Raw genomic sequence first — 23,561 nt, 5'->3', positions numbered from 1 at the left:
GTTCGTCGGCAGCGTCAGATGTGTATAAGAGACAGCAATATCTCCTCCTTTGAATATCTATATTCTTTTAAAAATTCAATTTTTTGGTTTATATCGAAATAATAATAGAATCCATCTACTTTATAAATCAACCAAGTTGACGTTAAAATACCGGAGCGTTTTTCAATTTGAAACCCTTTTGACTTGCTATTATTTAACTTATTAATTACTTCCTCTATTTTCATATTTGGGTTATTTTTCAGCCCAAGTAGTCTTTAGATATTTAACCTTTTCTTCTGCAACTTTTAAAATGCTTAGGTCTGCTTCTTCATCAAGAATTTTATAGGCAATTTGATCGCTTAAAAAATTATCAAGCAAATCCTTTTCACTGACTTTGAAATACACTGCAATTTGTTTAATTATTTGTTTGGTGGGTTGCCTCTCATTGCGTTCAATTTTAGCCAGCAAAGAAGTATCGACATTAATCTGCTCAGCCACAGACTTGAGCGTTAACCCTGCTTCTTCTCTTAGTTCTCTAAGATGTTCTCCAAAAGATTTTATTCTTTCAACCCTAGCCATAATATGTCCAAAATTAAAAACAAAAAATAATTGGACAAAAAAAGTCCAAAAAAGTTTTTAACATTTTTTTGATTGCCATGGAAATTATTTAAAAAACAAAAAGAGGGCTTTCACCCTCTTTTTTCATTTCACACACAACGTTATTTTTATACTTATTGTTGCAACTTGATTTCTCCGATATCAGTAGTGGCACTGTCTGTTACCGCTACGTTTTCTACAGAAGCATCTTTATAAGGCGCATTGGCTTTTACCCAAACCGTATAGGTACCTTTTTTCACATTGCCAAATACAAACGAGCCGTTGCTCATTTGGCTTCTCAAGGTATCTGAACCTGCAACCGCCACTACTTCCTTGGCGCCTTCGGCTGGGGTTACTTTGCCTTGTATGCCACCTTGCTTAATGGATCCGAATGCAAATAATCCTATAGAAAGGCCTGCAACGGCTAAAAAATTTAAACTCGCTCTTTTCATGATCATCAATTTTTAATTTAACTTGTTACCTGAGCGTAAGTTTGTTACCTGTTAATCTCTTTCATTTAGATGGTCGCCCCTAAAAAACATTGCCTTCTAAAAATTGTTTTAAAGAATATTTTAATTCTTTTTGCGTTTCAGCTTCGGATGCCAAGCATAAGGGCAAGAATAAATTAATTTGTAAATTTTAAAAACCAAATCGTTTTCGGTTTGTTGATGAGAAAGATGAAAAAATTAGTGCTTTCATTTATAGTTATTTGCATAGTTGTAACAGGTTGTGCCACCGTGCAATCGATTATTAAGTCTACTTTTCCATACACGGCAATTTTAACTATTCCTGCCAATACGAAAAGTAATACTGTACAAACGGTGAGCAGCAGCACCAGCAGTTTCGACGAGATTTTTGGCAATCAGAACGGAACGTCCTATATCAAAGACGTAAAAGTGGCCTCGGTAAGGTTAGACGCTAGCAACCCAACCAGACAAAGCTTGGGCATTTTCAAGTCGGTAAAGCTGTTTGTGGTCAATACAAGCGGCTCGGAAGTCATGGTAGCGTCAAGAAGTGATGTATCTGAAAATATTGGCAACAATCTTGTACTAGATATAGACAACTCACGTTTTGTAGATGATTACATCAGAGGAAGTAATTTGAAAGTGAGAATGGAATATGTGCTCAGGAACAGTTTAGCCAGCGAGGTGAGCGTGAGAGCGGCGGTAAATTTTAGTGCATCGCCTAATCAATAGATCTAAAGCATCCTCGGCAAGTGATTTGCCCGAGGGTATTCTTCATAAATAGTTTGTTTGGTTTATTATCCGGTAGGGGTTGTTCCCTATCGGATTTTTTGTTTTATCCCTTCGTCCATTAGTTTTTTCCCCTCGTTATGGATTAGAACGGCTTTCTGCATCATAACGATGTAGCAAAACAGATCTGCTATGTCCTAGGCTGTAACCAATGAAGAAACACCTACTTCTACTGATCTCTATTTTCTCTTTTCTCCATCAAATTAATGCCCAAGAAAAGACCCTGTTTAAGGCTTGGGCGGGCAAGAATTTGGAATATATCAAAATAGATTCTGATAGGGTTTACTTTGAAACCGCAGGAAACTGGCAGCCAGCAAGACCGTATCATCTGATTGGGGATACATTAAGGCTCTACGACAGATATTTCCTTTCGGGAGACGACTTTTCGAAAGAGCATATTAACAATTATGATTTTTTGATCCGCAAGCAAACCGCGAACAGACTGATCCTTATTCCCCTCGATTCGAATTCAAAGCACATGTCTGGCGGCAAAAGAAGGTTGGTATATATTGACAGAAAAAATGTAGTCGACAAGAACTTCGTTTTTAAACAACTTAAATTCAATGTTTATGGAACATCTTGGAACCGGCTTGTAAATTTTTCGGTTTTTATAGACAGCGCCAAGAAGGTGATGTATACAGACAGGGGCGAATCACTGCCACGCGAATATGGCATGGGTAAATTTGATGACGACACCTATGCCGAATTCATCAAAATCATCAAGTCGTCTGAGATAGACAAACTCAAACCAGACAGTCAAATAGTTTACGATGGCGATGAATACACCCTGCAGGTCGACTACAATCAGCAATCGAAACAACTCAAACAAGATATCTTACCGCCAATTACCAAGGAGCTGGTTAATTTTCTCCTTCAAATCAAAAAGAAGGTCAAGTTTAGCCAAGTTGCGCCTTTTGTAATTAATTTGAACCCATCAAGCGATTTATAATATCTTTGGGTATGCTGGTATTGGCCAACGGACTCATCGAGAGCGTAAAACAGTTCCTTTTCGGAACAAGCCCACTGGAATGGTTTGGTGTGATTACGGGACTGCTTTGTGTTTGGCTGGCTGCGAAGAACAACATCTGGAACTGGCCTTTCGCCATCGCAAGCGTACTCACCTACCTGTTTATCTTTTTGGAGCGCAAGCTCTATGCCGACATGGGCCTGCAGGTTTACCTCTTGCTGATGAACATTTATGGCTGGTATTATTGGAGCGAACAGCGGAAAAACCCGGGCGCGCAAAGACCTATTAGTCAGATTACCCGGCAGGAAGTCATGTACTCCGTTTTAGGCGTTATCGTATTTACAACAGGACTCGGTTTCTTGCTGCACAAAAAAACAGATGCCTCTTTTCCCTTTATAGACAGCTTTTGCACGGCAACGAGCATTATTGCACAGGTTTTTCTGGCGCGAAGGGTATTGCAGAACTGGCTCATCTGGGTTTTTGTAGATATTATTTATGTAATTGTTTATTTTTCTAAAGAACTTTACGCCACTGGATTGATGTATGCCATTTATATGGCCATCGCGCTGATAGGCTACATCGATTGGAAAAAGATATACCGTGAACAAGCAAATTAAAAAAATAGCCATTGTTGGCCCCGAGAGTACTGGCAAATCGACCATATCTTTGCAATTGGCCAAATACTATAATGTACCATGGGTGCCAGAATATGCCCGTTATTATTGCGCCAACCTTACTACGCCTTGTACCCTACAAGACGAAACCAACATGTTTCACGGACAGGTAGCGCTCGAAGATTCGGTACTATCGATGACAGAAACCGATTTTGTAATCTGCGACACCACGTTTGTTACCGTTAAGATCTGGAGCGATGCCTTTTTCGGTGAAACGCCACAGGTGGTTTTAGATGCCCTGCCCCAATACTGCTACGATTTTTATTTGTTGCTGGATATAGATCTACCTTGGCAAGATGATCCCCTGCGCGACTTCCCTACCCAGCGTGAACATTTTATGCAGGTTTGGCACCAAGAATTACTGGCCTTAAATGCCAACTACAAAGTGATTGGAGGCCTTGGCGAGGCGAGGCTTAATAATGCCGTGGCTGCCATCGACGATTTCCTGTTGGATAGCGCCAAATAACATAGACGAAGTTTTAAAAACCTCGTATGTTTTACCGCCAATTTTGCATTTCGAAAAAATTTATACCTTTGTGCCATCAATAAGGGGTGCCTTGTTTTGTAAAAACACAAATACAGGCTGAGAACATACCCATTTTAAGGCTGAAGGCAAAAGGCGACAAGGCAGAAGGTTTACCCTCCCGTCCTCAAGCCTTTCAACCCTCAACCCTAAATACACCTGATCCAGGTAATGCTGGCGTAGGGAATGGTTTATGGAGTTTAACTAAAGTCGGGAGTACCCCTACTGCCGATAGGTTTTACTAAAACAAAAAAACAAATTGAAAAAATTAGTGATCGCAGTATTTGCTGCGCTGTTGTGCCCAATTATTTCGATGGCACAATTCAACATTTCGGGCACCGTGGCCGAGAATAGCTCTGTATTACCAGGAGCGGGCATCAAACTCAAAAACAAGGGACAAAGCGTAATTGCCGGCGCCAACGGGCGTTACGAATTTAGCAACCTCCCAGCCGGGAGCTACACCCTGGTGGTAAGCTATGTGGGTTATGCCACCCAAGAAAAAACAATCAGTCTTACCGCAAACACTGTTGTCGATTTTAAGCTCAGCGCACTTTCTTTCTTGGCCGATGAAGTTGTGGTAAGCGCCACCAGGGCCTCAAAAAACACAGCAACGACCTATAAAGACCTTAACCGGGCCGAAATTGCTAAAAAGAACGTGGGTCAGGATTTACCCTATATCTTAAACCAGACGCCCTCGGTAGTGGTAAGCTCCGATGCAGGCGCAGGCGTAGGCTATACCGGCATCAGGATCAGGGGCAGCGATGCCACGCGCATCAACGTAACGCTCAACGGTATTCCGCTCAACGACGCCGAAAGCCAAGGTAGCTTCTTCATCAATTTGCCTGATTTGGCTTCGTCGGTAGATAATATCCAGATCCAACGAGGCGTGGGCACTTCTACCAATGGCGCAGGTGCCTTTGGAGCCAGTCTGAACATCCAAACCACCACCAGAAGAGATTCGGCTTATGCCGAGCTAAACAACACTTATGGCTCCTACAATACCTGGAAAAATACCGTAAGTGTAGGTTCCGGCTTGATTGGTAACAAATTTAGTTTTGATGGCCGTTTATCGAGAATTAAATCTGATGGCTACATCGACCGGGCTTCGTCGAACCTGAAATCGTTTTTTGTAACAGGTGCCTACTATGGCAAAAATGATATTTTACGTGCCAACGTATTTAGCGGTACCGAAAAGACATATCAGGCTTGGAACGGTGTTACCGAAGACCTGTTGCAAACAGACCGCAGACACAACGATTTTACCTACGACAATCAAACCGATAACTACCAGCAAGACCACTACCAATTGTTTTACACCCGTAACTTGGCCAAAACACTCACGGCCAACGCCGCCTTGCATTATACTTATGGCCGAGGCTATTACGAGGAATACAAAGACGACCAAAGCTTGGCTAAATATCAAATAAAGCCGGTCGTTGTTGGTGGAACAACCATCGATAAATCTGACTTGGTGAGGCGCTTGTGGCTCGACAATGATTTTTATGGCGTAACCTACTCTTTAAACTACACGCCTAAAACCGACCTGAGCTTTACTTTGGGTGGCGCTTACAACGAATACAAAGGCCGTCACTTTGACGAAGTGATCTGGGCCCAGTTTGCCAATTACGATGCCAGCCAATCGGCCAGACATATCTACAACGACAATGATGCCTTTAAAAGCGATTTCAATATTTTTGGCCGGGCCAATTACCAAATTGAACAGTTTAACATCTTTGCCGACTTGCAGTACAGAAACGTTTACTATTCTTACTTCGGCAAGGACGAAGCTGGAAATCCGGCGCAACAAAATGCCAGACTCGAATTTTTCAATCCCAAACTGGGTTTAACCTATAATATTGATTCCAAAAGCAATGTATATGCGTCTGTTGCCGTTGGACATAAAGAGCCTAACAGAAGAGATTTTACCGATTCAAACATCAATACCCGCCCTAAATCGGAACAACTAACCGACTTCGAATTTGGCTACCGTACCCAGCAAGAGGTGTTCAGTATGGGCTTGAATGGCTTTGCCATGCTGTACAAAGACCAGCTGATCAATACCGGAAAGCTGAACGATGTTGGTGGACAAACCCGTCAGAATGTACCCGATAGCTACCGTTTAGGTTTAGAATTGGACGGCCGTTGGCAAATCCTTAAAAATTTGTCGTGGAGCGCTACGGCTACCTTGAGCCGCAATAAAATCAAGGAATTTACCGAGTACATCTACGACGATGCCGATGCGAGCGGAAAAACCTTTGTAACCAATACTTACAAAAATACCGATATTTCTTATTCGCCGGCCCTTATCCTGTCGAGCGAGATTGCTTATAACCCCATCAAAAATGCAGAAATTGCCTTGATCAGCAAGTATGTGGGCAGGCAATACCTAGACAATACCCAGGCCGTTACGCGCATTTTGCCAAACTTCTTTGTGAACGATGTGCGTTTAGGCTACAACACCTCGATTGTGGGGATTAAAAATGTTGGATTAAGTCTTTTGGTAAACAACGTATTTAGCACCCTTTACGAAAACAATGGGGGTACCTATCCTTACCTGTATGCCGGCGATTTGAGCCGAACAAATTATTACTATCCGCAGGCTACCCGAAACTTTCTGTTAAGCCTAAACGTAAAATTCTAAGCAACCCTAAAACAACATCTTCATACCGACCCATCAGGCCTCAAAATCTGGTGGGTTATTTTTTACCTAAAGCGATGAAGATTTGGCGATATAGCTTCCAGCCACCTGGCACCAAACAATCCATAAACCGTGACTTTAATTAGCCGATGGGCATATTTTTGCTTATATTTCGGCAATGGTTTACTTCATAAGCGGCCTTGGTGCAGATGAGCGCGTGTTTAAATTTCTCGATTTTCATGCCATCGAACATCGTTTTATTCAGTGGCTAAAACCGGCAAAGACAGAAACCCTAAGCCATTATGCACAAAGATTGGCAGTCGATCAAATCGATGTTAACAATGACGTAATTTTGATTGGTCTTTCCTTTGGTGGTTTAGTTGCCCAAGAAATAGCCAAGTTTATTGATTGTAGTCAGGTAATCATCATTTCAAGTGTAAAATCCCCAGAAGAATTTAGCTGGCAACTCAAATGGGCTAGTAAAACCAAAATCTATAAAATGATTCCCGATTGGTTGCTTCGTTTGGGCAATAAGCTTACCGCCGATTATTATTTTGGGACCAAGAATAAAGCCGAATCCATATTGTTGCATCAAATCATTAAAGATACCGACCCAAGGTTCTTAAAATGGGCCATTAATAAAATCATGAATTGGAAAAAAGAAGCCATAACAGCTCCTTTGGTTCATATCCATGGCACCAACGATCGTATTTTTCCAATCAAACCTATCAAGTCTTCAAGATCTAATCGGTTGATAGAAATACCAAATGGGGGTCATTTTATGATTGTAAATCAGGCTGCCCAGCTACAAGCGCTTATATTTGAATTAATTTCCGAAAGCAAATGAGCACTTCAACCGACATCTTGAACCTGGACGACGTAAAACTATTAGTTAACGATTTTTACGGCAAAGTTCGTGACAATGCTTTGCTGGCCCCAATTTTTAATGAGGTAATTGGCGATAACTGGCCTGTACACCTCGAAAAAATGTATGGTTTTTGGCAAACCTTATTGCTCGATACGCCAGCCTATAGCGGTAGTCCGTTTTTGAAGCATGCCCAACTACCTGTCGCCGCCGAACATTTCGATACCTGGATTCGCTTATTCAACGAAACCGTAGACGAACATTTTACAGGGGCAAAGGCCGATGAAGCGAAATGGCGCGCCGCCCTCATGAGTGAAATGTTTCAGTACAAATTAGACTACTATAAAAACAATCCGGCAAAACCGTTAATCTAATGAGCCAAGAAACGTTCTTAACCTATCAAAAATTTAACGACCAGGCCGCCGCATCCGAGCTTGCTCAATTCCTTGGCGAAAACGGATTGGCTTACGAATTGGAAGACAGTTCCATCAACTTCGATGTTTCATTTGCATACAACGAAATTAACAAGGAGTTTAGGGTGAAGCTTAGGGGCAACGATTTTAAACGCGCCGATGAGCTGTTACAGGAGCTTTCGAAAAAGAGCATCGAATTGGCCGACGAAAGCCACTACCTTTACCAATTTTCGGACGAGGAGCTGATAGACCTGCTTCAAAAGGCCGATGAATGGAATGCCTTTGATGTGGCCTTGGCCAAAGACATCTTAAAACAGCGAGGAAAAGAACTGAATAACAACACCTTGCAGCAATTCAGGTCAGAGCGCTTGGCTGTCTTAAGCGAGCCTCAAAAGGCAAACTGGGTTTGGGTTTTTACTGGCTATTTATTGGCCGTATTAGGAGGATTGCTGGGGTTTTTCATTGGCTGGCACCTCATTAACCACAAAAAAACACTTCCCAGTGGCGAAAGCATCCAGGCATACACTGATGCAGACCGAAAAAACGGCTACAACATATTGGCGCTTGGGATTATCTCGTTCATCGCCATTATTGCCTTCGGCCTTTTCAGGCATATTTGATGGGGTTTCCTTTCAGTGAGCGGGCAACTTTATATCCAGATTTTTGCGCTCGAAACATAAATAGGTTATCCATTTTTAAGCGACTTAATCTTACATTTGTCTAAAACCCATTGCTTTGGAAGCTGAACCCATTATACCCGCCAAGAAAGATCCATTTGCGGCCCTGCGTTACCGAGAATTTCGCTCTTATTTGGGCATGCGTTTCTTCTTTACCTTTGCTTATCAGATGCAAGCCGTTATCATCGGCTTTCACATTTATCATTTAACCAAAGACCCGCTCGCTTTAGGCCTCATTGGATTGTCGGAAGCTATTCCTGCCATCGGCATCGCACTTTATGGGGGCTATGTGGCCGATAAATCGGAGAAAAGGGGTCTGCTGCTCAAAATATTTTTTGGTGTATTTCTCTGTTCGCTAACCATGCTGGTGGTGACCACCAAGCAGATGCATGCCTACATCCCCACCAGCTACATTGTACCTATCATGTATGCCATGGTTTTTGGCATTGGCTTGGCCAGAGGCTTTTTTGGCCCGGCTACTTTTTCGCTAATGGCACAGATCCTGCCCAAAGAACTTTACCCCAATGCCAGTACCTGGAGCAGCTCGAGCTGGCAACTGGCCTCTATTTTAGGTCCGGCAGTAGGAGGGTTGATCTATGGTTTTTACGGCATTACGCCAACTTATATCGTCATCATTACTTTTATTCTGATATCGCTGGTGTGTATTTTCTTTTTGAAAACCCATCCGCCAACTTTTATCCCGAAAGAAAGCATCGTTCAAAGCCTTAAAGAAGGCATCAACTTTGTTTTCAAGAGCAAAATGATGCTGGGCGCAATGAGTTTGGACCTTTTCTCGGTTTTCTTTGGAGGAGCGGTGGCCTTGCTGCCTGTTTTTGCCAATGATATTTTAAAAGTGGGCTCGGAAGGATTGGGCTTTATGCGCGCCGCGGCCTCAAGTGGTGCCGTAATTACCATGCTGGCCATGACCCGTTTTTCGCCTATGAACAAGCCTTGGCGCAACCTGCTGATTGCAGTAACGGGGTTCGGACTGAGCATTATCTGCTATGGGCTATCCAAAAGTTTTTACCTTACGCTTTTTTTTCTGTTCTGCGAAGGGGCTTTTGATAGTGTAAGCGTAATTATCCGATCAACCATTATGCAGTTGCTTACGCCAGATCAGATGCGCGGGCGTGTCTCGGCGGTGAACAGTATGTTTATCGGCTCGTCAAATGAAATTGGCGCTTTCGAATCGGGCTTAACGGCCAAGTTAATGCGTGTGGTACCTGCTGTAGTATTTGGGGGCAGCATGACCATAGGGATAGTATTTATCACCTATCTCAAAACCAAAAATCTCTTGCCCCTAACGCTCAATGACATTAAGCCTGCGGATAAAATCGAAGATCAGATTTAAGGAAATTGATTAAACGGTGGCATTTTGGGCTTCACATAATTGCTACGCATGGCCAAATAAAGAATGCTTCCAATAATTGGCATCAATAAAACCAATAGTAAAAACAGGATTCGGCTATTATTATCCACAAATTTTGCTCTAAATATATCGACCAAACAATAAATGGTTAAAATGGCAGGCACAATTAATATAACCAAGATAATAAGGACTTCCATTACCCCTAAGTTCAAAAATTCGAGCAAATTCATCGGCTTTGTTTAAAACCTAAATATCGAATTAACCCTCGACAATTCATAGTTCATCTAACTAAAAGTTATCGAGGGTTTTATGTTGGAAGTACTAATTGTCGAATCTTTCGCCTACTTGTTGCCTCCACATGGCGAAGTACAATCCCTTTTCGGCCAACAAATCGGCGTGTTTGCCTTGCTCAATGATATGGCCTTTCTCTAACACATAAATCCGATCGGCATGGCGGATGGTAGACAGGCGGTGGGCAATCAAAATCGTAACATGGCTGCTTAATACGGACACATCTCTAATTGTAGCCGTAATCTCTTCTTCGGTTAACGAATCCAATGACGAAGTAGCTTCATCAAATACCAAAATATCGGGGTTGCGTAACAAAGCCCGGGCAATAGACAAGCGCTGCTTTTCGCCACCGGAAACCTTTACGCCACCTTCGCCAATTACGGTATCCAAGCCTTTATCGGCCCTGGCCATCAAATTCTGGCAAGCTGCCTGTTGCAAAACCCGCAGACACTCCTCGTCGGTAGCGTTTGGCCTTACAAACTGCAGGTTCTCTCTAATGGTACCCGAAAACAATTGCGTATCCTGGGTTACAAAACCTATCTTCTCTCGCAATTGATCTAAATCGATATCCTTGCTGGAGGTTTGGTTATAAAAAACTTCGCCTTCAATAGGTTGGTACAAACCTACCAAAAGCTTAACCAACGTGGTTTTACCCGATCCCGAAGGGCCAACAAAAGCAATCGTTTCGCCATTGTTAGTGGTAAAACTGATGTTGTTCAGGGCGTTGTTCTTACCCGATAAGTGCTTGAAGCTTACGTTTGAAAAAGACAGGGTCTCTACTTTTTCAAGTTTAACCGGGTTTGCCGGCTTCGGATCGACAGGTGTATTGAGAATGTTCTTAAAATTGCCCAAGGAAATTTCTGCTTCGCGCCAGGCCAATATTACATTGCCCAGTTCCTGCAGCGGTCCGAAAAGAAAAAAAGAATAGAACAAGAACGAGAAATACTGTCCCGGCGAAATGGTATCGTGAAAAATCAGCATCAACAGCACCACAACCATCGTGCTGCGCACCAAATTAACCGTAGTGCCTTGTACAAAGCTCATGCTGCGCACATATTTTACCTTGCGCAATTCCAATCCGAGAATTTTATAGGTGGTTTTGTTCAAGCGGTCTATTTCCTGATTGGCCAAGCCCAGGCTTTTTACCAATTCGATATTACGCAATGATTCGGTGGTAGAACCGGCCAAAGCTGTGGTTTCGGCTACAATAGAACGCTGGATGGTTTTGATTTTACGGCTCAGGAACCAGCTCAGGAAACTGATGATTGGAATAGAAGCCGCATAAACCAACGATACTTTATAGCTTACCGAAAGCGAATACACAATAACGAAAATCAACCCGATCAAACTCACAAATAAGATGCTAATGAAAGAGGTGATAAACTTTTCGCTGTCTAATCTCACCTTTTGCAAAATGCCCAAGGTCTCGCCGCTCCGTTGGTCTTCAAACACCTGATAAGGCAGTTCAAGCGAATGCTTTAAGCCATCGGCATACATTTTGGCACCTACTTTTTGTACGATGATACTGGTAAAATAATCCTGGAAGTTTTTGGCAATACGCGATACCATGGCCGCGCCAACCGCCAGTCCTACCAAAGAGAGCACGCCCCACAAGTAGTCGCTTTCGTTGCCAAATTCGTGCCTCCTATTGATAAACCTGTCTAAAATTCTTCCGGTGAAGTAGGGGTCCATTAGCGAGAAGCCAATGTTAATGGCCGCCAGAAACAGCGCCACCACCACTACCCACTTATGTTGTTTTAAGTATTGGAGTAGTAAATTCATTTATTTTTATGTTTGGGATTGCAAAAATAAACAAAGGGAATGTAGCTGAACCACATTCCCTTTTATATTACATTTAGACTAGATTTAGGGTTGCCCTTAAACAGTCATGATATCTTTTTCCTTGGCCTCGGCGTGCTTGTCGACCTTAAGAATGTAAGCATCGGTGATTTTTTGCACTTCGCTTTCGCCGGTTTTGATTTCGTCGTCAGAAACACTTTCGCCTTTCAGTTTTTTGATTTTTTCGTTGGCATCTTTACGGATGTTACGAATGGTAATACGGCCTCTTTCTGCTTCTTCTTTTACCTTTTTAACCAGGTCTTTACGACGCTCTTCGGTTAACGGCGGTACCACCAAACGGATAATGGTGCCATCGTTTTGCGGATTGATACCAATGTTGGCCTCCATAATTGCTCTTTCAATTGGAGTTAACAAGGCTTTTTCCCATGGCTGGATAATCAAGGTGCGCGCATCTGGGGTATTGATGCTGCCTACTTGGGTAAGTGGCGTTGGATTGCCGTAGTAATCTACCATAATTCCATCGAGCATTCCTGCCGAAGCTTTACCAGCTCTTATCTTCGTCAATTCTGCCTCGCAGTGGATAATTGCCTTATCCATGGTAGCTTGTGCATCAGTCAACTGTTTCTTGATGAGGTCGTTCATATATGTAATGTTTATACAAAAATATAAAAATGGTTCGATTTAGCCCTGAACCAAGGTTCCGATTTCTTCGCCACTGGCAATTTTCATGAAATTACCTGTTTTATTCATATCGAACACAATAATAGGCAGTTGGTTTTCTTCGCAAAGCGTAAAAGCCGTCATGTCCATTACATTCAGTCCTTTGGCGTATACTTCTCTAAACGAGATTTCGCTGTATTTTGTTGCGGTTGGATCTTTTTCGGGATCGGCGGTGTAGATGCCATCAACACGGGTTCCTTTCAATACCGCATCAGCTTTGATCTCGATCGCCCTTAAGGCCGCAGCCGAGTCGGTTGTGAAATAAGGATTGCCGGTACCCGCTCCAAAAATAACGATACGTCCTTTCTCTAAGTGGCGTACGGCCCGGCGGCGAATAAACGGCTCGCAAATCTGTTCCATCTTGATGGCGGTAAGCAAGCGGGTTTTCAAACCTACTTTTTCCAAAGCATCTTGCAAAGCCATGCTATTGATTACGGTAGCCAACATGCCCATATAATCGGCTTGTGCACGATCCATTCCAGATTTTTCGGCGCTTAAGCCCCTAAAAATATTTCCTCCACCAATTACAATTGCTATTTCCAGGCCTTTGTCATGAACCGCTTTGATATCTTCGGCATACTGCCTTACACGCTCATTGTCAATACCATATTGTTTTTCGCCCATTAGCGACTCTCCGCTGAGTTTTAGCAGGATGCGTTTATATTTCATGACCCCAAAAATATTAACAATTTTTTACTTACCGGCTATTGATTTAACAATTGGTTCAAATATTTGGTTTTAAATCGGCTCTCCCTTGAAGATGACTTCCTTAAGATCCAATGATTCATCGAGCACCAAAAGATTGGCATCAGCGCCGGGCGCAATCTTTCCGATCGAAGCCCCCAAACCGATGAGCTGAGCTGGATATTGGCTGGCCATTTTCAGGGCATCGATCAGCTCAATGTCGCAATCGTTTACACAGTTTTTAACGGCTTGGAGCATGCTAAGCGAAGATCCCGAAAGGGTGCCATCGGGCATTACAAATTTATCGCCCAACGCTTGGTGCTGGTACGGACCCGTTGCGCAGGCTGTAACGGCGTCGGTAATCAAAAACAGACGCTCTTTAAGCAGTTTATGGGCCATTTTCACCACTTCAAAACTTACATGCTGGTTATCGGCAATGATGCTGGCCATGGCGCGAGAATGGTTAAAAACGGCCGCAGGAATGCCCGGTTCGCGGTGATGTAGCGGACTCATGGCATTGAACAGGTGCGTGGTGGTTTGCACGCCTTTATCGTAGGCATGGGTAGCCTCGTCAAAACTGGCATCGCTATGCCCCAGCGAAACCACTACGCCATTATCGAGCAGATACTGGAGCACCTGATCGTCTTGCAGCTCAGGTGCAATCGTCATCATTTTGATAACGCCATCGCCAAAATCCAACAAGGCTTTAACCTCGTCCAGCGTAGCTTTACGGATGTATTCGACCACATGGGCTCCTCGGCGTTTGGCATTGATAAAAGGGCCTTCGAGGTGTAAGCCCAGGCAGTTTTTAGCTATCGAACGATGGGCTTTGGCTGTTGTAATGCATTGTTCAAAAACAGCAGGGGTATTGGTGGCAATGCAGGCCAAAAAACCGGTGGTCCCGGTTTTGAGCAACTCGTTTTCAATATGGACCAAGGCTTCTACCGATGGTTCAGCTGAGAACAGCTTGCCCCCTGCGCCGTAAATCTGCAGATCGATAAAGCCCGGAACCACCAAACTGTCTTGTTTTGCGCCGTTTACAACCGAAGCAATACCGGAAATTTTACTGCCTTCCAACGTAAGCTGCTGATGGTGCACAATGGCATTCCCATTAAAATAGGTGCTGTTATCGATCTTGTTTATCATGTAACAAAGTTAGCATAACACGTTTGAAGTTTCTGCAATTTTGCTGGTGTTTATGTATAACTGTTTCAGCCCCCTATTGTTTCCTGCCACGGCTTATTTTTTAAAAATAACACAGGCCGATTGCCTGTGCCCGGACTTGGGCAGTTATGACTAACGTAAATTTTATTTTACGTCGGGCCAGAGTCAACGATTGTATAGTATATTTAGCTCATCACCTTAGAAAAACAAATTCATGGAAAAAAATCATCCCCAACAACAGCGGAGAAACTTTCTCAAAGGCAGTTTGGCCCTTGGCGCCGCCACTTTAATGGCACCAGCCGTGACCATGGCCAGTCCAACAATTGCAAAAGGTAGCGAAGAAGCGTTCGGCATTAGTGTAGGCCCTTACCTGCAAACTACTTTTGGCAACGAAATGAGCATTTTATGGATTACCAACAAAAATGCCGCCAGCTGGGTAGAATATGGCGAAAGCGCCGATGCCTTGAACCTCAAAGCCTATGGCGAAAGCAAACTAGGCTTAAGGCCTGAAGGAAGGCTCAACTGCGTTACCCTGAAAAACCTAAAGCCAGGGGTTACCTACCATTACAAGATAGTGAGCAAGGAAGTAGTCGATTTTCAGCCCTACAAACTTACTTATGGTGCAACCCTCAGCGATACCGGCACTTTTGTTAATGCAGACGGCACCAAAGAGCACATCAGTTTTTTAATGCTCAACGATATTCACGACAGGCCTAAATCCATTCCTTTTCTTTTGGAGCTGGACAAGGAAAAGAAAAATGACTTCATCTTTTTTAACGGCGATATCTTCGATTATCAAACTGACGAAAAACAAATCATCGACCACATGCTGCAGCCTTGCGTTGATGCTTTTGCCAAGCAAACGCCGTTCATTTACGTAAGGGGCAACCACGAAACCAGAGGCAAATTCTGCCGGGAATTTCCCGCGTATTTTCAGAATGTAGGCCGGACGGCCTTTACCTTGGGGCCGGTTAGGTTCGTGATTTTAGATACCGGCGAAGACAAGGAAGATGCACATCCGGTTTATGCGGGCATTGTCGATTTTGACCAATACCGTATCGAACAGGCCCAATGGCTAGCCACCGAAATGCAAAGCAAAGCCTTTAAAAAAGCTCCGTTCAGGGTGGTGATGATGCATATTCCGCCACGTTACTCTGGCGATGCGCATGGCCCTGTACATTGTACCGAGGTTTTTGAGCCCCTATTGAACAAGGGCAAGGTAGACCTGGTACTGAGCGGGCATACCCACAAATACATGGTGCATCAGCCTGCCCAAGGCAAAAACAATTATCCCTTAATTATTGGCGGAGGGCCGAAAGAAGGCACCAGAACCTTTACCAAAATCAAGGCCAACAAGCAGCTGCTGAGCGCAGTAATGTTTGACGATTCGGGCAAAGAGGTTGGAAGAGTGGAGGTAAAGCGTTAGCTTTTATCAAAACCCACAGCTTGCCGGATTTCCCATCCACCTACTGAGCTATGGATAACAAAAAAGCCCCGAAAATTTTCGGGGCTTTTCTTTAGGGTATAAGCTTCTTAAGCACCTAATTGTACGCGTTTGAAAGCAGTAACTGTTAGGCCTTTAGCCGTGTTGTCTAAGAATTTACGAACATCCATAGAACCGTCTTTAACGAATTCTTGGTTCAACAAAGTGCTGTCTTTGTAGAATTTGTTCAATTTACCAGCAGCAATCTTTTCTACCATTTCTTCAGGTTTGCCTTCTTGACGGATCACGTCTTTGGCAATTTCGATTTCACGCTCGATAGTTGCAGGATCAACGCCATCTTTATCAACAGCAATTGGGTTCATCGCAGCAATTTGCATAGCCACATCTTTACCAGCTTCAGTAATATCTGCACCATTAGCGCCTTCAAATACTACTAAAACACCCATTTTACCATTAGAGTGGATATAAGAAACGATTTGCTCGCCAGAGATATTTGCGTACTCTTGAATAACGATTTTCTCGCCGATTTTACCAGTAAGTTCAGTAATTGTTTCGGCAACTGTACGTCCGTCTTCCAAAGTAATCGCCAATAACTCTTCAGCAGAAGCAGGATTGTTGGCAACAGCTGCTGCCAAAACCGCCTGAGCCAGGTTACGGAAATCTTCAACTTTAGAAACTGGTTCAGTTTCACAAGCTAAAGCAACTAATTTACCATTTGTACCATCTGCCGAAACATGGATTAATACTTGACCTTCTGAGGTAGCATTACCAGAACGAGCAGCCGATACTTTTTGACCTTTTTTGCGCAATAAATCAACAGCAGCTTCGAAATCGCCATTGGCTTCTACTAATGCTTTTTTGCAATCCATCATACCGGCACCTGTTTGTTGACGCAATTTGTTTACGTCTGCCGCAGAAATTTGTACTGTAGACATTTTGTTTCTTTTTTTAAAGTTTTTATAAAAAGTTATGGGTTACCAGTTTTACGTTGTAAGCTAGCCTGCAACATAATACCCGTAACCCATTTTTATTTGAATTAAGCCTCTGTATCTTCCGAAGTTTCTGCTTCGGCAGTTGCTTTTTTGGTCGCTTTTTTCGCAGGAGCCTCAGGTGCATCGGCAGCAGCTTTAACAGCTACGGCTTCTTTTTCTGCTTCTTCGTCTTTCTCGCGTTTGCGCTCTTCTAAACCTTCTTCGATGGCTTTGATAATTACATCGGTAATCAATGAGATTGATTTCGTTGCATCGTCGTTAGCCGGAATTGGGAAATCGATGTTTGAAGGATCAGAGTTGGTATCCACCATCGCAAAAGTAGGAATGTTCAATTTCATTGCTTCTGCTACGGCGATATGCTCTTTCTTCACGTCGATCAAGAAAATCGCAGCTGGCAAACGGTTCAAGTCGGCAATACCACCCAATAGGTTTTCCAATTTGATACGCTCACGTTGGATCATCAAGCGCTCTTTTTTAGAAAGGATTGAATAAGTACCGTCTTTTGTCATTTTATCGATGGTAACCATCTTTTTGATCGACTTGCGCACGGTTGCGAAGTTGGTTAACATACCACCTAACCAACGCTCGGTTACGAAAGGCATGTTTACTTTTTTTGCCTGATCGGCAACGATTTCTTTAGCTTGTTTCTTGGTTGCTACGAAAAGGATCTTACGACCTGATTTCACGATTTGTTTAATCGCCGAGGCAGCTTCCTCAGTTTTAGTTAAAGTTTTATTTAAATCTATAATGTGAATTCCATTGCGCTCCATGAAAATATAAGGAGCCATTTTTGGATTCCATTTACGGGTAAGGTGACCAAAGTGTACACCTGCATCCAATAAGTCTTGATATGTAGTTCTTGCCATTGTTTTGTCTCCTTAAGATTAACGTTTACTGAATTGGAATCTCTTACGTGCTTTTTTGCGTCCTGGTTTCTTACGCTCAACCATACGCATATCGCGGGTTACCAACCCTTTAGCGCGCAATGCTGGTTTTTTCTCAGCATCTAACTCGACAATAGCTTTTGCAATAGCCAAACGAACTGCTTCTGCCTGACCTTTTACGCCGCCACCATTTACATTTACGGTTACATCGTATTTGCCAACCAGCTCAGAAACTTCGAACGATTGGTTAACGATATATTGTAAAGGCAAGGTAGGGAAGTATTCTTTGTGATCTTTACCGTTTACGGTGATCGTGCCGTTGCCTTCTTTTAAGTAGATACGGGCAACTGCAGTTTTTCTTCTTCCTGAAGTATTTGTAACTGACATTTCTTTTCTCCTTTAATTAAAGTTTAATGGTTTTTGGTGATTGTGCGGCATGTGGATGCTCTGCACCAGCATAAACAAAAAGATTGGTGTACAATTTTTTGCCCAATTTGGTTTTAGGCAACATACCACGAACAGCCTTCTCAATTACACGAGTTGGGTGCTTTGCCATTAACTCTTTCGGAGAAATGAATCTTTGACCACCTGGATATCCAGTGTAAGAAACATATTCTTTCTCGCTGAACTTGTTTCCGGTCAGTTTAACCTTGTCTGCATTAATAACGATCACGTTATCGCCGCAGTCTACGTTTGGGGTAAACTCAGGCTTGTGTTTTCCTCTGATGATCATCGCGATCTTAGAAGACAAGCGCCCCAAAATCTCTCCTTGTGCATCAACAACAACCCACTGTTTATTAACAGTTTTTGCATTGGCAGAGACAGTTTTGTAACTTAACGTATTCACTTGCTTTTATTTAATTTGTTAAAAAATATTGATTACCCTAGTTTTTAGGGACTGCAAAGATAGGGAGAATACTTTAATTACCAAATAGTTGAAGCAAAAAAATTAAGCGTTGCCTAATACCCGATTAAAAACACGTAAAGCCCATGTTAAGCGCTTGTTAGCACTCTTCGGGTTTAGCGCCAATGCACTTTGCCGCACGGCTTTCCGCTCCATCGGGTAATCGATCTGGCCGAATTTCTTTTAAGTTTTGGGTTGCCGAACTAGAACCGAATTAAAGCCGTGGCATTTTCAGGTTTTTTAGGAAGTAGGCAAGGGCGTGCCACAGCACCCCGGCCACAAATATTGCAGTTAAGGCCACATAAACGAGGTTTTCATTGCTCATAAAGCTATATTCGATGGCTGGAACAATTACATTAACCAAACCATAAACCAATAGTCCGGCATAGTATAGGCTCCATAAAGCAAATGGATAGAACCAGATTTCCCACCGATAGCTGCCCAGCTGAAAACTCCGCAGCGCCAGCCAGTTGAGCACCACAATGGCCAAAATACCCGACGTAGAAGTCAGGTTGCCACTTTTGAGGTAAACAATCAAATAGAGCATGGCCAGAAAAAGATTAAAATACGATAGTTTTTGCAACATGGCGTTCGTGCTAGTCAATCAGGTTAGTATTTTTTAGGGTACTTGAGCGATAGGCAGTTGTATTCGTTGTGCACACTTAGCGATGCTTTTACTTCATCCTGTTCCAAATAGGCTATGGCATGGGCAATCGCAGCTTCGTTAAACCGATAAAGCCTGGCCTTGTTCCGAAATGGCGTGCGCACCATTTCGATCTTTGCCTCTTCAAAGGCTTCGGCACTAATACCCAGGCCTTCGCTGGCCAACAAACCGTACCAAGGACCGAGCACATCAACATTGGGCCTGGTAAAATAAATCGTATTGTCCAGATCAACGAAACAGGCTTTTTTCATGGCATTTCGATTTTGTTCCTACATAAATACGGAAAACAGCAAACAACTTTGTCTGTATAACGTTAAATAGATAAATATTGACGATATGACAAAGCAAACAAAAATATTGGCAGGCGTATTGGCCGGTGCCGCATTGGGCGCCGTAGTGGCCTTGGTAGTTTCATCAGACAAAACCGACGAACTTAAGGACAAGGTAGGCGATTGGTTTTGCGATTTGCTAGGCAGCTCAAAAGATAAATTGAGTACTGTTGGCGAATTGGTAAAAAATACCTTGAGCAGGGCCAAGGCCTAGATTTTAAGGTAACCAAGCAATTGACCGATCCAATGGCTATCTTTGAGGCATGGATGTTTTTGGAAAGGCACTAGCCGACTATTACCAGAAGGGCAAAGCCAGCACTTTATGGCTGCATAATTCTTACGACGAACCCGAAGAAATGCCCATTGATGTTTTTTTTCGGGAGGAAGATGATATGCCCGAACTCGAACACCGGGCATTGGCGCTTTGCAGAGGAAAGATTTTGGATGTCGGCGCAGGTGTGGGCAGCCATGCCTTATGGTTGCAGCAGCATGGTTTTGAGGTAACCGCTATCGACATTTCTGAAACGGCAGTGGAAATCATGCGCAACAGAGGGGTGAAAAATGCGCTGGTTCAAGACATTTTTGCGCTCGAGAAAAAATACGACACCCTTTTGTTTATGATGAATGGCATCGGCTTAACCGGTACCCTGCCAGGATTTGTCGGTTTTTTAGCAAAGGCCAAAACCCTAATCAACCCAAAGGGCCAACTTATTTTCGACAGTTCGAACATTGCTTACCTCTACAACGATCTGCCCATGCCCAACAGCCATTACTTTGGCGAGGTAAGCTATTGCTATGAATACCAACAACAAAAGGGCAAATGGTTTAACTGGCTTTACCTCGATCAGCAAACTTTATTGCGCACCGCCCAACAGTGTGGCTGGCACTGCACAATTTGCTATGACGATGGCGAAGACCAGTACTTGGCCAAGCTCGAATTACCTGCTTAAGCCCGTTCTTCCCAAATGCAGGCAATGTTAACGATAGTTTGTACCGCTTTTTCCATATCCTGCACCGAAACCCATTCCTGTTTGCCATGAAAGGCATGTTCGCCGGCAAAGATATTCGGACAGGGCAAGCCCATAAACGATAGCCTCGAACCATCGGTACCTCCTCTGATGCTTTGCTTTTTAACCTTTAGCCCCGCTCTTTCAATAGCCTGTACGCCATTGGCAATAACCTGCGGGTATTGGTCAAGCACTTTTTTCATGTTTCTGTACTGGGGTTTTACAGTCAGCTCGTAACCAGAGCTCGGATAAGATTTCAATACTTCTTTGGCCACATTTTCCAAAACAACGGCATGCTGGCACAAAAGCTCGTCGTCAAAATCCCTCAAGATGAATTGCGCTTCGGCCCGTTCTACATGGCCTTGCATGCTTACGGGATGGATAAATCCTTCTTTTTGATGCGTGCTCTCTGGAGTTAAGCGGTCTTTAGGCAATGCATCTATGATGGTGGCCAGGATTTTGATGGCACTTTCCATTTTTCCTTTGGCAAAGCCCGGATGCGAACTTACGCCCTTAATGATTAAAGTGGCGCCATCGGCCGAAAAAGTCTCATCCTCAATCGAGCCGAGCGTTTCGCCATCAATGGTATAGCCAAAATCGGCACCGAGCTTTTTCAAATCGGCCTTGTCAACGCCACGTCCGATTTCTTCGTCGGGCGTAAACAGAATTTTAATCGTACCGTGCTTAATCTGCTGATTTTGGCTCAGGAAGCTAACCGCTTCCATAATTTCGGCTAGTCCGGCCTTATTATCAGCGCCCAATAGCGTGGTACCGCTGGCCGTAATGATGTCGTTGCCTAGTTGGTCTTTTAAATCGCGGTGTTCACTCATTTTGATGACCACGTTAGGGTCGTCGGGCAGCGCCAGGTCTTCGCCATTGTAATTGTAGTGTATAATGGGCTTTACCTGTGCACCGCTGCAATCGGGCGAAGTATCCATGTGCGAACAAAAGCAAATCACCGGAACCTGCTTGTCTGTATTTGAAGGGAGCGTGGCGTATACATAGCCAAATTCGTCCAACGAAGCGTCGCTTAGGCCAAGTTCCAAGAGCTCAGCCACTAAAACCTTGCCCAGGTCTTTTTGCTTCAGGGTTGAAGGGCAGGTTGGCGAATCGGGGTCAGACTGTGTATCGATTTTCGCATAGCGAATAAACCGCTCCTGTAATTGTTTTAACTTGTTTTCGTAAGTGTTCATATCCTGCGAAAATTATTAAATAAAAGTTAAACAAATGCAAAAAAGATTATACTTTTGTTGCTAAACCAGTAAAAAACAAGGATTTGAAAAAACTTATTTTAGCCGCTTCATTTTTATTTTTAGCACTTGCTGGCCAGGGTCAGGTTAACTTTTACAAGCTTGCTGCCGGTGGCGGCTTTGGTGCCACCGTTTCTTATGCCGACGTACGCGAAAACAGCCAAAGTTATGCTGGATACGGAGCGGTAGACTACAATTTCACTCCTTTTGTTAACGCAGGATTAGAAGTACAAATGGGCAAGATTAAAGGAGGCAACATTGTGACCAACCCGCACAACCGACAGTTTGTAAACAGCTTTATGGCTTTTTCTATCGGTGGCAAAGTAGCCCTGGGCCAATTTATTGATTATTCTGACAGCAAATTCCTGAGCGTTGTTAAAGGCCTATACTTCGGTGCCGGACTGGGCGCCATCAGAAATAAAATGACTTATATTGTGCGCTACAAGCCAAATACCCAAGCCGAATATCCGCCATTGGGCTATAAGTTTCCTGGCGAAGACAAAAGCACCAACCTGCTCATGCCCCTCAATTTGGGTATGAACTTTTATTTTAAAGATGGCTACGACCGTCTTCGCTATGTGCTCAACTTCAACTACCAGGGCAACTTTACCTTTGGCGAGGGCCTGGATGGCTACGACGACCCGATGGGCACCTTTAAAAACGACAATCCTGATTTTTATACGCTTTTTTCTGTAGGCCTCAAATATAATTTCGGCCCTGTTGGCGTTGCAAAAAGAATTTTTTAGCCTAATTTAACACTACTTGAAAAGAACCGCGCTCCTCTTCTCATCCCTTTTTTTAAGCATGGCCGCATTAGGTCAAACCAACTTCTTCCGGCTAAGTGCAGGAGGTGGTGCAGGCACTACGCTGGCTTATGCCGATCTTAAAAAGAAAACCTATGCCTTTGCGGGCTATGGCGTTATTGATTATTACACCACGCCCTATGTAAGCTTTGGGCTCGAGATACAAAAAGGCGAACTGGCTGGTGGCGATGTGCAATACGACGAAAACCACCGACAGTTTATCAATTCCTACCTATCGGGGTCTTTAAACCTCAAAGTACAACTGGGCGAGTTTCTGACCAGCTACAACCGCAGAAACATTTTCCTGAACAGCATCCGTGGACTTTACCTTGGCGCAGGCATCGGCGGCATCAAAAACAAGCTTTCTAACGTGCGCTACTATGGCGATAATATTTTCCCTGGCGAGGACAAAAGCACGGAGGTAATCGTACCGATTAACCTGGGCATCAACTTTTACATTCCCGACCAATGGGGTCGCGACCGCTTGGCAATTAATTTTAACCTGCAGAGCACCATGGCCATGGGCGAAGGGATGGATGGCTACAGCTCGAGCAACAAAAATGACATTTACGCTTATTTCTCGGTAGGCGTGCGATACAATTTTGGCATACTTGGCCTAGATAGGCGACGATAGTGTTACTTTTCTAGTCAAATAAAAAAAGTAATTTAG

The 23,561-nt window shown here is 43.5% G+C and carries 28 protein-coding genes; 14 read left to right on the top strand and 14 right to left on the bottom strand.

What is annotated here, in order from left to right; translation table 11 throughout:
• Positions 1-231: 231 nt before the first annotated feature.
• Together JHD69_RS09620 and JHD69_RS09615 are read right to left on the bottom strand one after the other, a co-directional pair.
• The gene (locus JHD69_RS09620) at positions 232-558 is read right to left on the bottom strand and encodes a helix-turn-helix domain-containing protein (RefSeq protein WP_199139724.1); all 327 of its coding nucleotides are present in this window, start codon (positions 556-558) and stop codon (positions 232-234) included.
• A gap of 152 nt (positions 559-710) precedes the next feature.
• Positions 711-1,028: a carboxypeptidase regulatory-like domain-containing protein gene (locus JHD69_RS09615; RefSeq protein ID WP_199139722.1), complete on the bottom strand. Its 318-nt coding sequence runs from the start codon at positions 1,026-1,028 to the stop codon at positions 711-713.
• Positions 1,029-1,253: 225 nt separating this feature from the next.
• On the opposite strand from JHD69_RS09615, the gene JHD69_RS09610 reads away from it, so the two are divergent.
• The 9 genes from JHD69_RS09610 (at position 1,254) to JHD69_RS09570 (ending at position 9,937) form a co-directional block, all read left to right on the top strand.
• Positions 1,254-1,772, top strand: coding sequence for a hypothetical protein (locus tag JHD69_RS09610; RefSeq protein ID WP_233165823.1), 519 nt, complete (start codon positions 1,254-1,256; stop codon positions 1,770-1,772).
• Positions 1,773-1,980: 208 nt separating this feature from the next.
• The gene (locus tag JHD69_RS09605; RefSeq protein ID WP_199139718.1) at positions 1,981-2,778 is read left to right on the top strand and encodes a hypothetical protein; all 798 of its coding nucleotides are present in this window, start codon (positions 1,981-1,983) and stop codon (positions 2,776-2,778) included.
• An 11-nt stretch (positions 2,779-2,789) separates the two neighbouring features.
• Complete coding sequence (gene pnuC / locus JHD69_RS09600) at positions 2,790-3,413, top strand: nicotinamide riboside transporter PnuC (protein WP_199139716.1); 624 nt, start codon at positions 2,790-2,792, stop codon at positions 3,411-3,413.
• The gene (locus JHD69_RS09595) at positions 3,397-3,936 is read left to right on the top strand and encodes an AAA family ATPase (protein WP_199139714.1); all 540 of its coding nucleotides are present in this window, start codon (positions 3,397-3,399) and stop codon (positions 3,934-3,936) included. The genes pnuC and JHD69_RS09595 overlap by 17 nt, the downstream gene beginning before the upstream one ends.
• A gap of 316 nt (positions 3,937-4,252) precedes the next feature.
• Positions 4,253-6,634 carry a TonB-dependent receptor gene (locus tag JHD69_RS09590; protein ID WP_233165821.1) on the top strand — a complete coding sequence of 794 codons (2,382 nt, stop codon included), beginning with the start codon at positions 4,253-4,255 and terminating at the stop codon, positions 6,632-6,634.
• Positions 6,635-6,809: 175 nt separating this feature from the next.
• Entirely contained in the window at positions 6,810-7,478 is a 669-nt protein-coding gene (locus tag JHD69_RS09585) for an alpha/beta hydrolase (protein ID WP_199139712.1), read from the top strand.
• Positions 7,475-7,870, top strand: coding sequence for a group III truncated hemoglobin (locus JHD69_RS09580; protein ID WP_199139710.1), 396 nt, complete (start codon positions 7,475-7,477; stop codon positions 7,868-7,870). Before JHD69_RS09585 ends, JHD69_RS09580 begins: the two co-directional genes overlap by 4 nt.
• A complete protein-coding gene (locus JHD69_RS09575; protein ID WP_199139708.1) occupies positions 7,870-8,529 on the top strand; it encodes a hypothetical protein in 660 nt (219 codons plus the stop codon). The genes JHD69_RS09580 and JHD69_RS09575 overlap by 1 nt, the downstream gene beginning before the upstream one ends.
• Before the next feature lie 115 nt (positions 8,530-8,644).
• Positions 8,645-9,937, top strand: coding sequence for an MFS transporter (locus tag JHD69_RS09570; RefSeq protein ID WP_199139706.1), 1,293 nt, complete (start codon positions 8,645-8,647; stop codon positions 9,935-9,937).
• Here JHD69_RS09570 and JHD69_RS09565 read toward each other — a convergent pair.
• The 5 genes from JHD69_RS09565 to nagA all read right to left on the bottom strand — a co-directional run bounded on the left by JHD69_RS09565 (position 9,934) and on the right by nagA (position 14,596).
• Positions 9,934-10,185, bottom strand: a complete 252-nt coding sequence (locus tag JHD69_RS09565) for a PLDc N-terminal domain-containing protein (RefSeq protein WP_199139704.1) — start codon at positions 10,183-10,185, stop codon at positions 9,934-9,936. The genes JHD69_RS09570 and JHD69_RS09565 overlap by 4 nt on opposite strands.
• A 91-nt stretch (positions 10,186-10,276) precedes the next feature.
• Positions 10,277-12,028, bottom strand: a complete 1,752-nt coding sequence (locus tag JHD69_RS09560; protein WP_199139702.1) for an ABC transporter ATP-binding protein — start codon at positions 12,026-12,028, stop codon at positions 10,277-10,279.
• A gap of 96 nt (positions 12,029-12,124) precedes the next feature.
• On the bottom strand, positions 12,125-12,688 hold the full coding sequence (frr, locus tag JHD69_RS09555) for a ribosome recycling factor (protein ID WP_199139700.1): 564 nt from the start codon (positions 12,686-12,688) through the stop codon (positions 12,125-12,127).
• A 39-nt stretch (positions 12,689-12,727) separates the two neighbouring features.
• Positions 12,728-13,435 carry a UMP kinase gene (pyrH, locus tag JHD69_RS09550; RefSeq protein ID WP_199139698.1) on the bottom strand — a complete coding sequence of 236 codons (708 nt, stop codon included), beginning with the start codon at positions 13,433-13,435 and terminating at the stop codon, positions 12,728-12,730.
• A 69-nt stretch (positions 13,436-13,504) separates the two neighbouring features.
• Positions 13,505-14,596, bottom strand: a complete 1,092-nt coding sequence (gene nagA, locus JHD69_RS09545) for an N-acetylglucosamine-6-phosphate deacetylase (protein WP_199139696.1) — start codon at positions 14,594-14,596, stop codon at positions 13,505-13,507.
• A gap of 232 nt (positions 14,597-14,828) precedes the next feature.
• On the opposite strand from nagA, the gene JHD69_RS09540 reads away from it, so the two are divergent.
• On the top strand, positions 14,829-16,040 hold the full coding sequence (locus JHD69_RS09540; protein ID WP_199139694.1) for a metallophosphoesterase: 1,212 nt from the start codon (positions 14,829-14,831) through the stop codon (positions 16,038-16,040).
• A 107-nt stretch (positions 16,041-16,147) separates the two neighbouring features.
• Here the strand turns inward: JHD69_RS09540 and tsf are convergent, their stop codons facing one another.
• The 6 genes from tsf to JHD69_RS09510 all read right to left on the bottom strand — a co-directional run bounded on the left by tsf (position 16,148) and on the right by JHD69_RS09510 (position 19,753).
• The gene (gene tsf / locus JHD69_RS09535) at positions 16,148-16,993 is read right to left on the bottom strand and encodes a translation elongation factor Ts (RefSeq protein ID WP_199139692.1); all 846 of its coding nucleotides are present in this window, start codon (positions 16,991-16,993) and stop codon (positions 16,148-16,150) included.
• Between the two features lie 101 nt (positions 16,994-17,094).
• A complete protein-coding gene (gene rpsB / locus JHD69_RS09530; protein ID WP_199139690.1) occupies positions 17,095-17,916 on the bottom strand; it encodes a 30S ribosomal protein S2 in 822 nt (273 codons plus the stop codon).
• 18 nt (positions 17,917-17,934) lie between these two features.
• Positions 17,935-18,321, bottom strand: coding sequence for a 30S ribosomal protein S9 (gene rpsI, locus JHD69_RS09525; protein ID WP_199139688.1), 387 nt, complete (start codon positions 18,319-18,321; stop codon positions 17,935-17,937).
• A 16-nt stretch (positions 18,322-18,337) separates the two neighbouring features.
• Positions 18,338-18,781, bottom strand: a complete 444-nt coding sequence (rplM, locus tag JHD69_RS09520) for a 50S ribosomal protein L13 (RefSeq protein ID WP_199139686.1) — start codon at positions 18,779-18,781, stop codon at positions 18,338-18,340.
• Between the two features lie 271 nt (positions 18,782-19,052).
• Complete coding sequence (locus JHD69_RS09515; protein WP_199139684.1) at positions 19,053-19,424, bottom strand: hypothetical protein; 372 nt, start codon at positions 19,422-19,424, stop codon at positions 19,053-19,055.
• A 23-nt stretch (positions 19,425-19,447) separates the two neighbouring features.
• Entirely contained in the window at positions 19,448-19,753 is a 306-nt protein-coding gene (locus JHD69_RS09510) for a hypothetical protein (protein ID WP_199139682.1), read from the bottom strand.
• Positions 19,754-19,838: 85 nt separating this feature from the next.
• Between JHD69_RS09510 and JHD69_RS09505 the strand changes: the two genes are divergently transcribed.
• Both JHD69_RS09505 and JHD69_RS09500 read left to right on the top strand, forming a co-directional pair.
• Positions 19,839-20,045 carry a YtxH domain-containing protein gene (locus tag JHD69_RS09505; RefSeq protein WP_199139681.1) on the top strand — a complete coding sequence of 69 codons (207 nt, stop codon included), beginning with the start codon at positions 19,839-19,841 and terminating at the stop codon, positions 20,043-20,045.
• Between the two features lie 49 nt (positions 20,046-20,094).
• Positions 20,095-20,781 carry a class I SAM-dependent methyltransferase gene (locus tag JHD69_RS09500; protein WP_199139680.1) on the top strand — a complete coding sequence of 229 codons (687 nt, stop codon included), beginning with the start codon at positions 20,095-20,097 and terminating at the stop codon, positions 20,779-20,781.
• Here the strand turns inward: JHD69_RS09500 and pepT are convergent.
• Positions 20,778-22,031 (bottom strand): peptidase T, encoded by a 1,254-nt coding sequence (pepT, locus tag JHD69_RS09495; RefSeq protein ID WP_199139679.1) that lies wholly within the window; start codon positions 22,029-22,031, stop codon positions 20,778-20,780. The two genes, JHD69_RS09500 and pepT, sit on opposite strands and share 4 nt — an antisense overlap.
• 83 nt (positions 22,032-22,114) lie before the next feature.
• On the opposite strand from pepT, the gene JHD69_RS09490 reads away from it, so the two are divergent.
• Together JHD69_RS09490 and JHD69_RS09485 are read left to right on the top strand one after the other, a co-directional pair.
• Positions 22,115-22,834 carry an outer membrane beta-barrel protein gene (locus tag JHD69_RS09490; protein WP_199139678.1) on the top strand — a complete coding sequence of 240 codons (720 nt, stop codon included), beginning with the start codon at positions 22,115-22,117 and terminating at the stop codon, positions 22,832-22,834.
• 16 nt (positions 22,835-22,850) lie between these two features.
• On the top strand, positions 22,851-23,525 hold the full coding sequence (locus JHD69_RS09485) for an outer membrane beta-barrel protein (RefSeq protein ID WP_199139677.1): 675 nt from the start codon (positions 22,851-22,853) through the stop codon (positions 23,523-23,525).
• Positions 23,526-23,561 lie beyond the last annotated feature (36 nt).

It is taken from the genome of Pedobacter sp. ASV12 (genome assembly GCF_016429155.1).
Lineage (GTDB): Bacteria > Bacteroidota > Bacteroidia > Sphingobacteriales > Sphingobacteriaceae > Pedobacter.
This window is presented reverse-complemented; position numbering and strand designations above follow the sequence as displayed.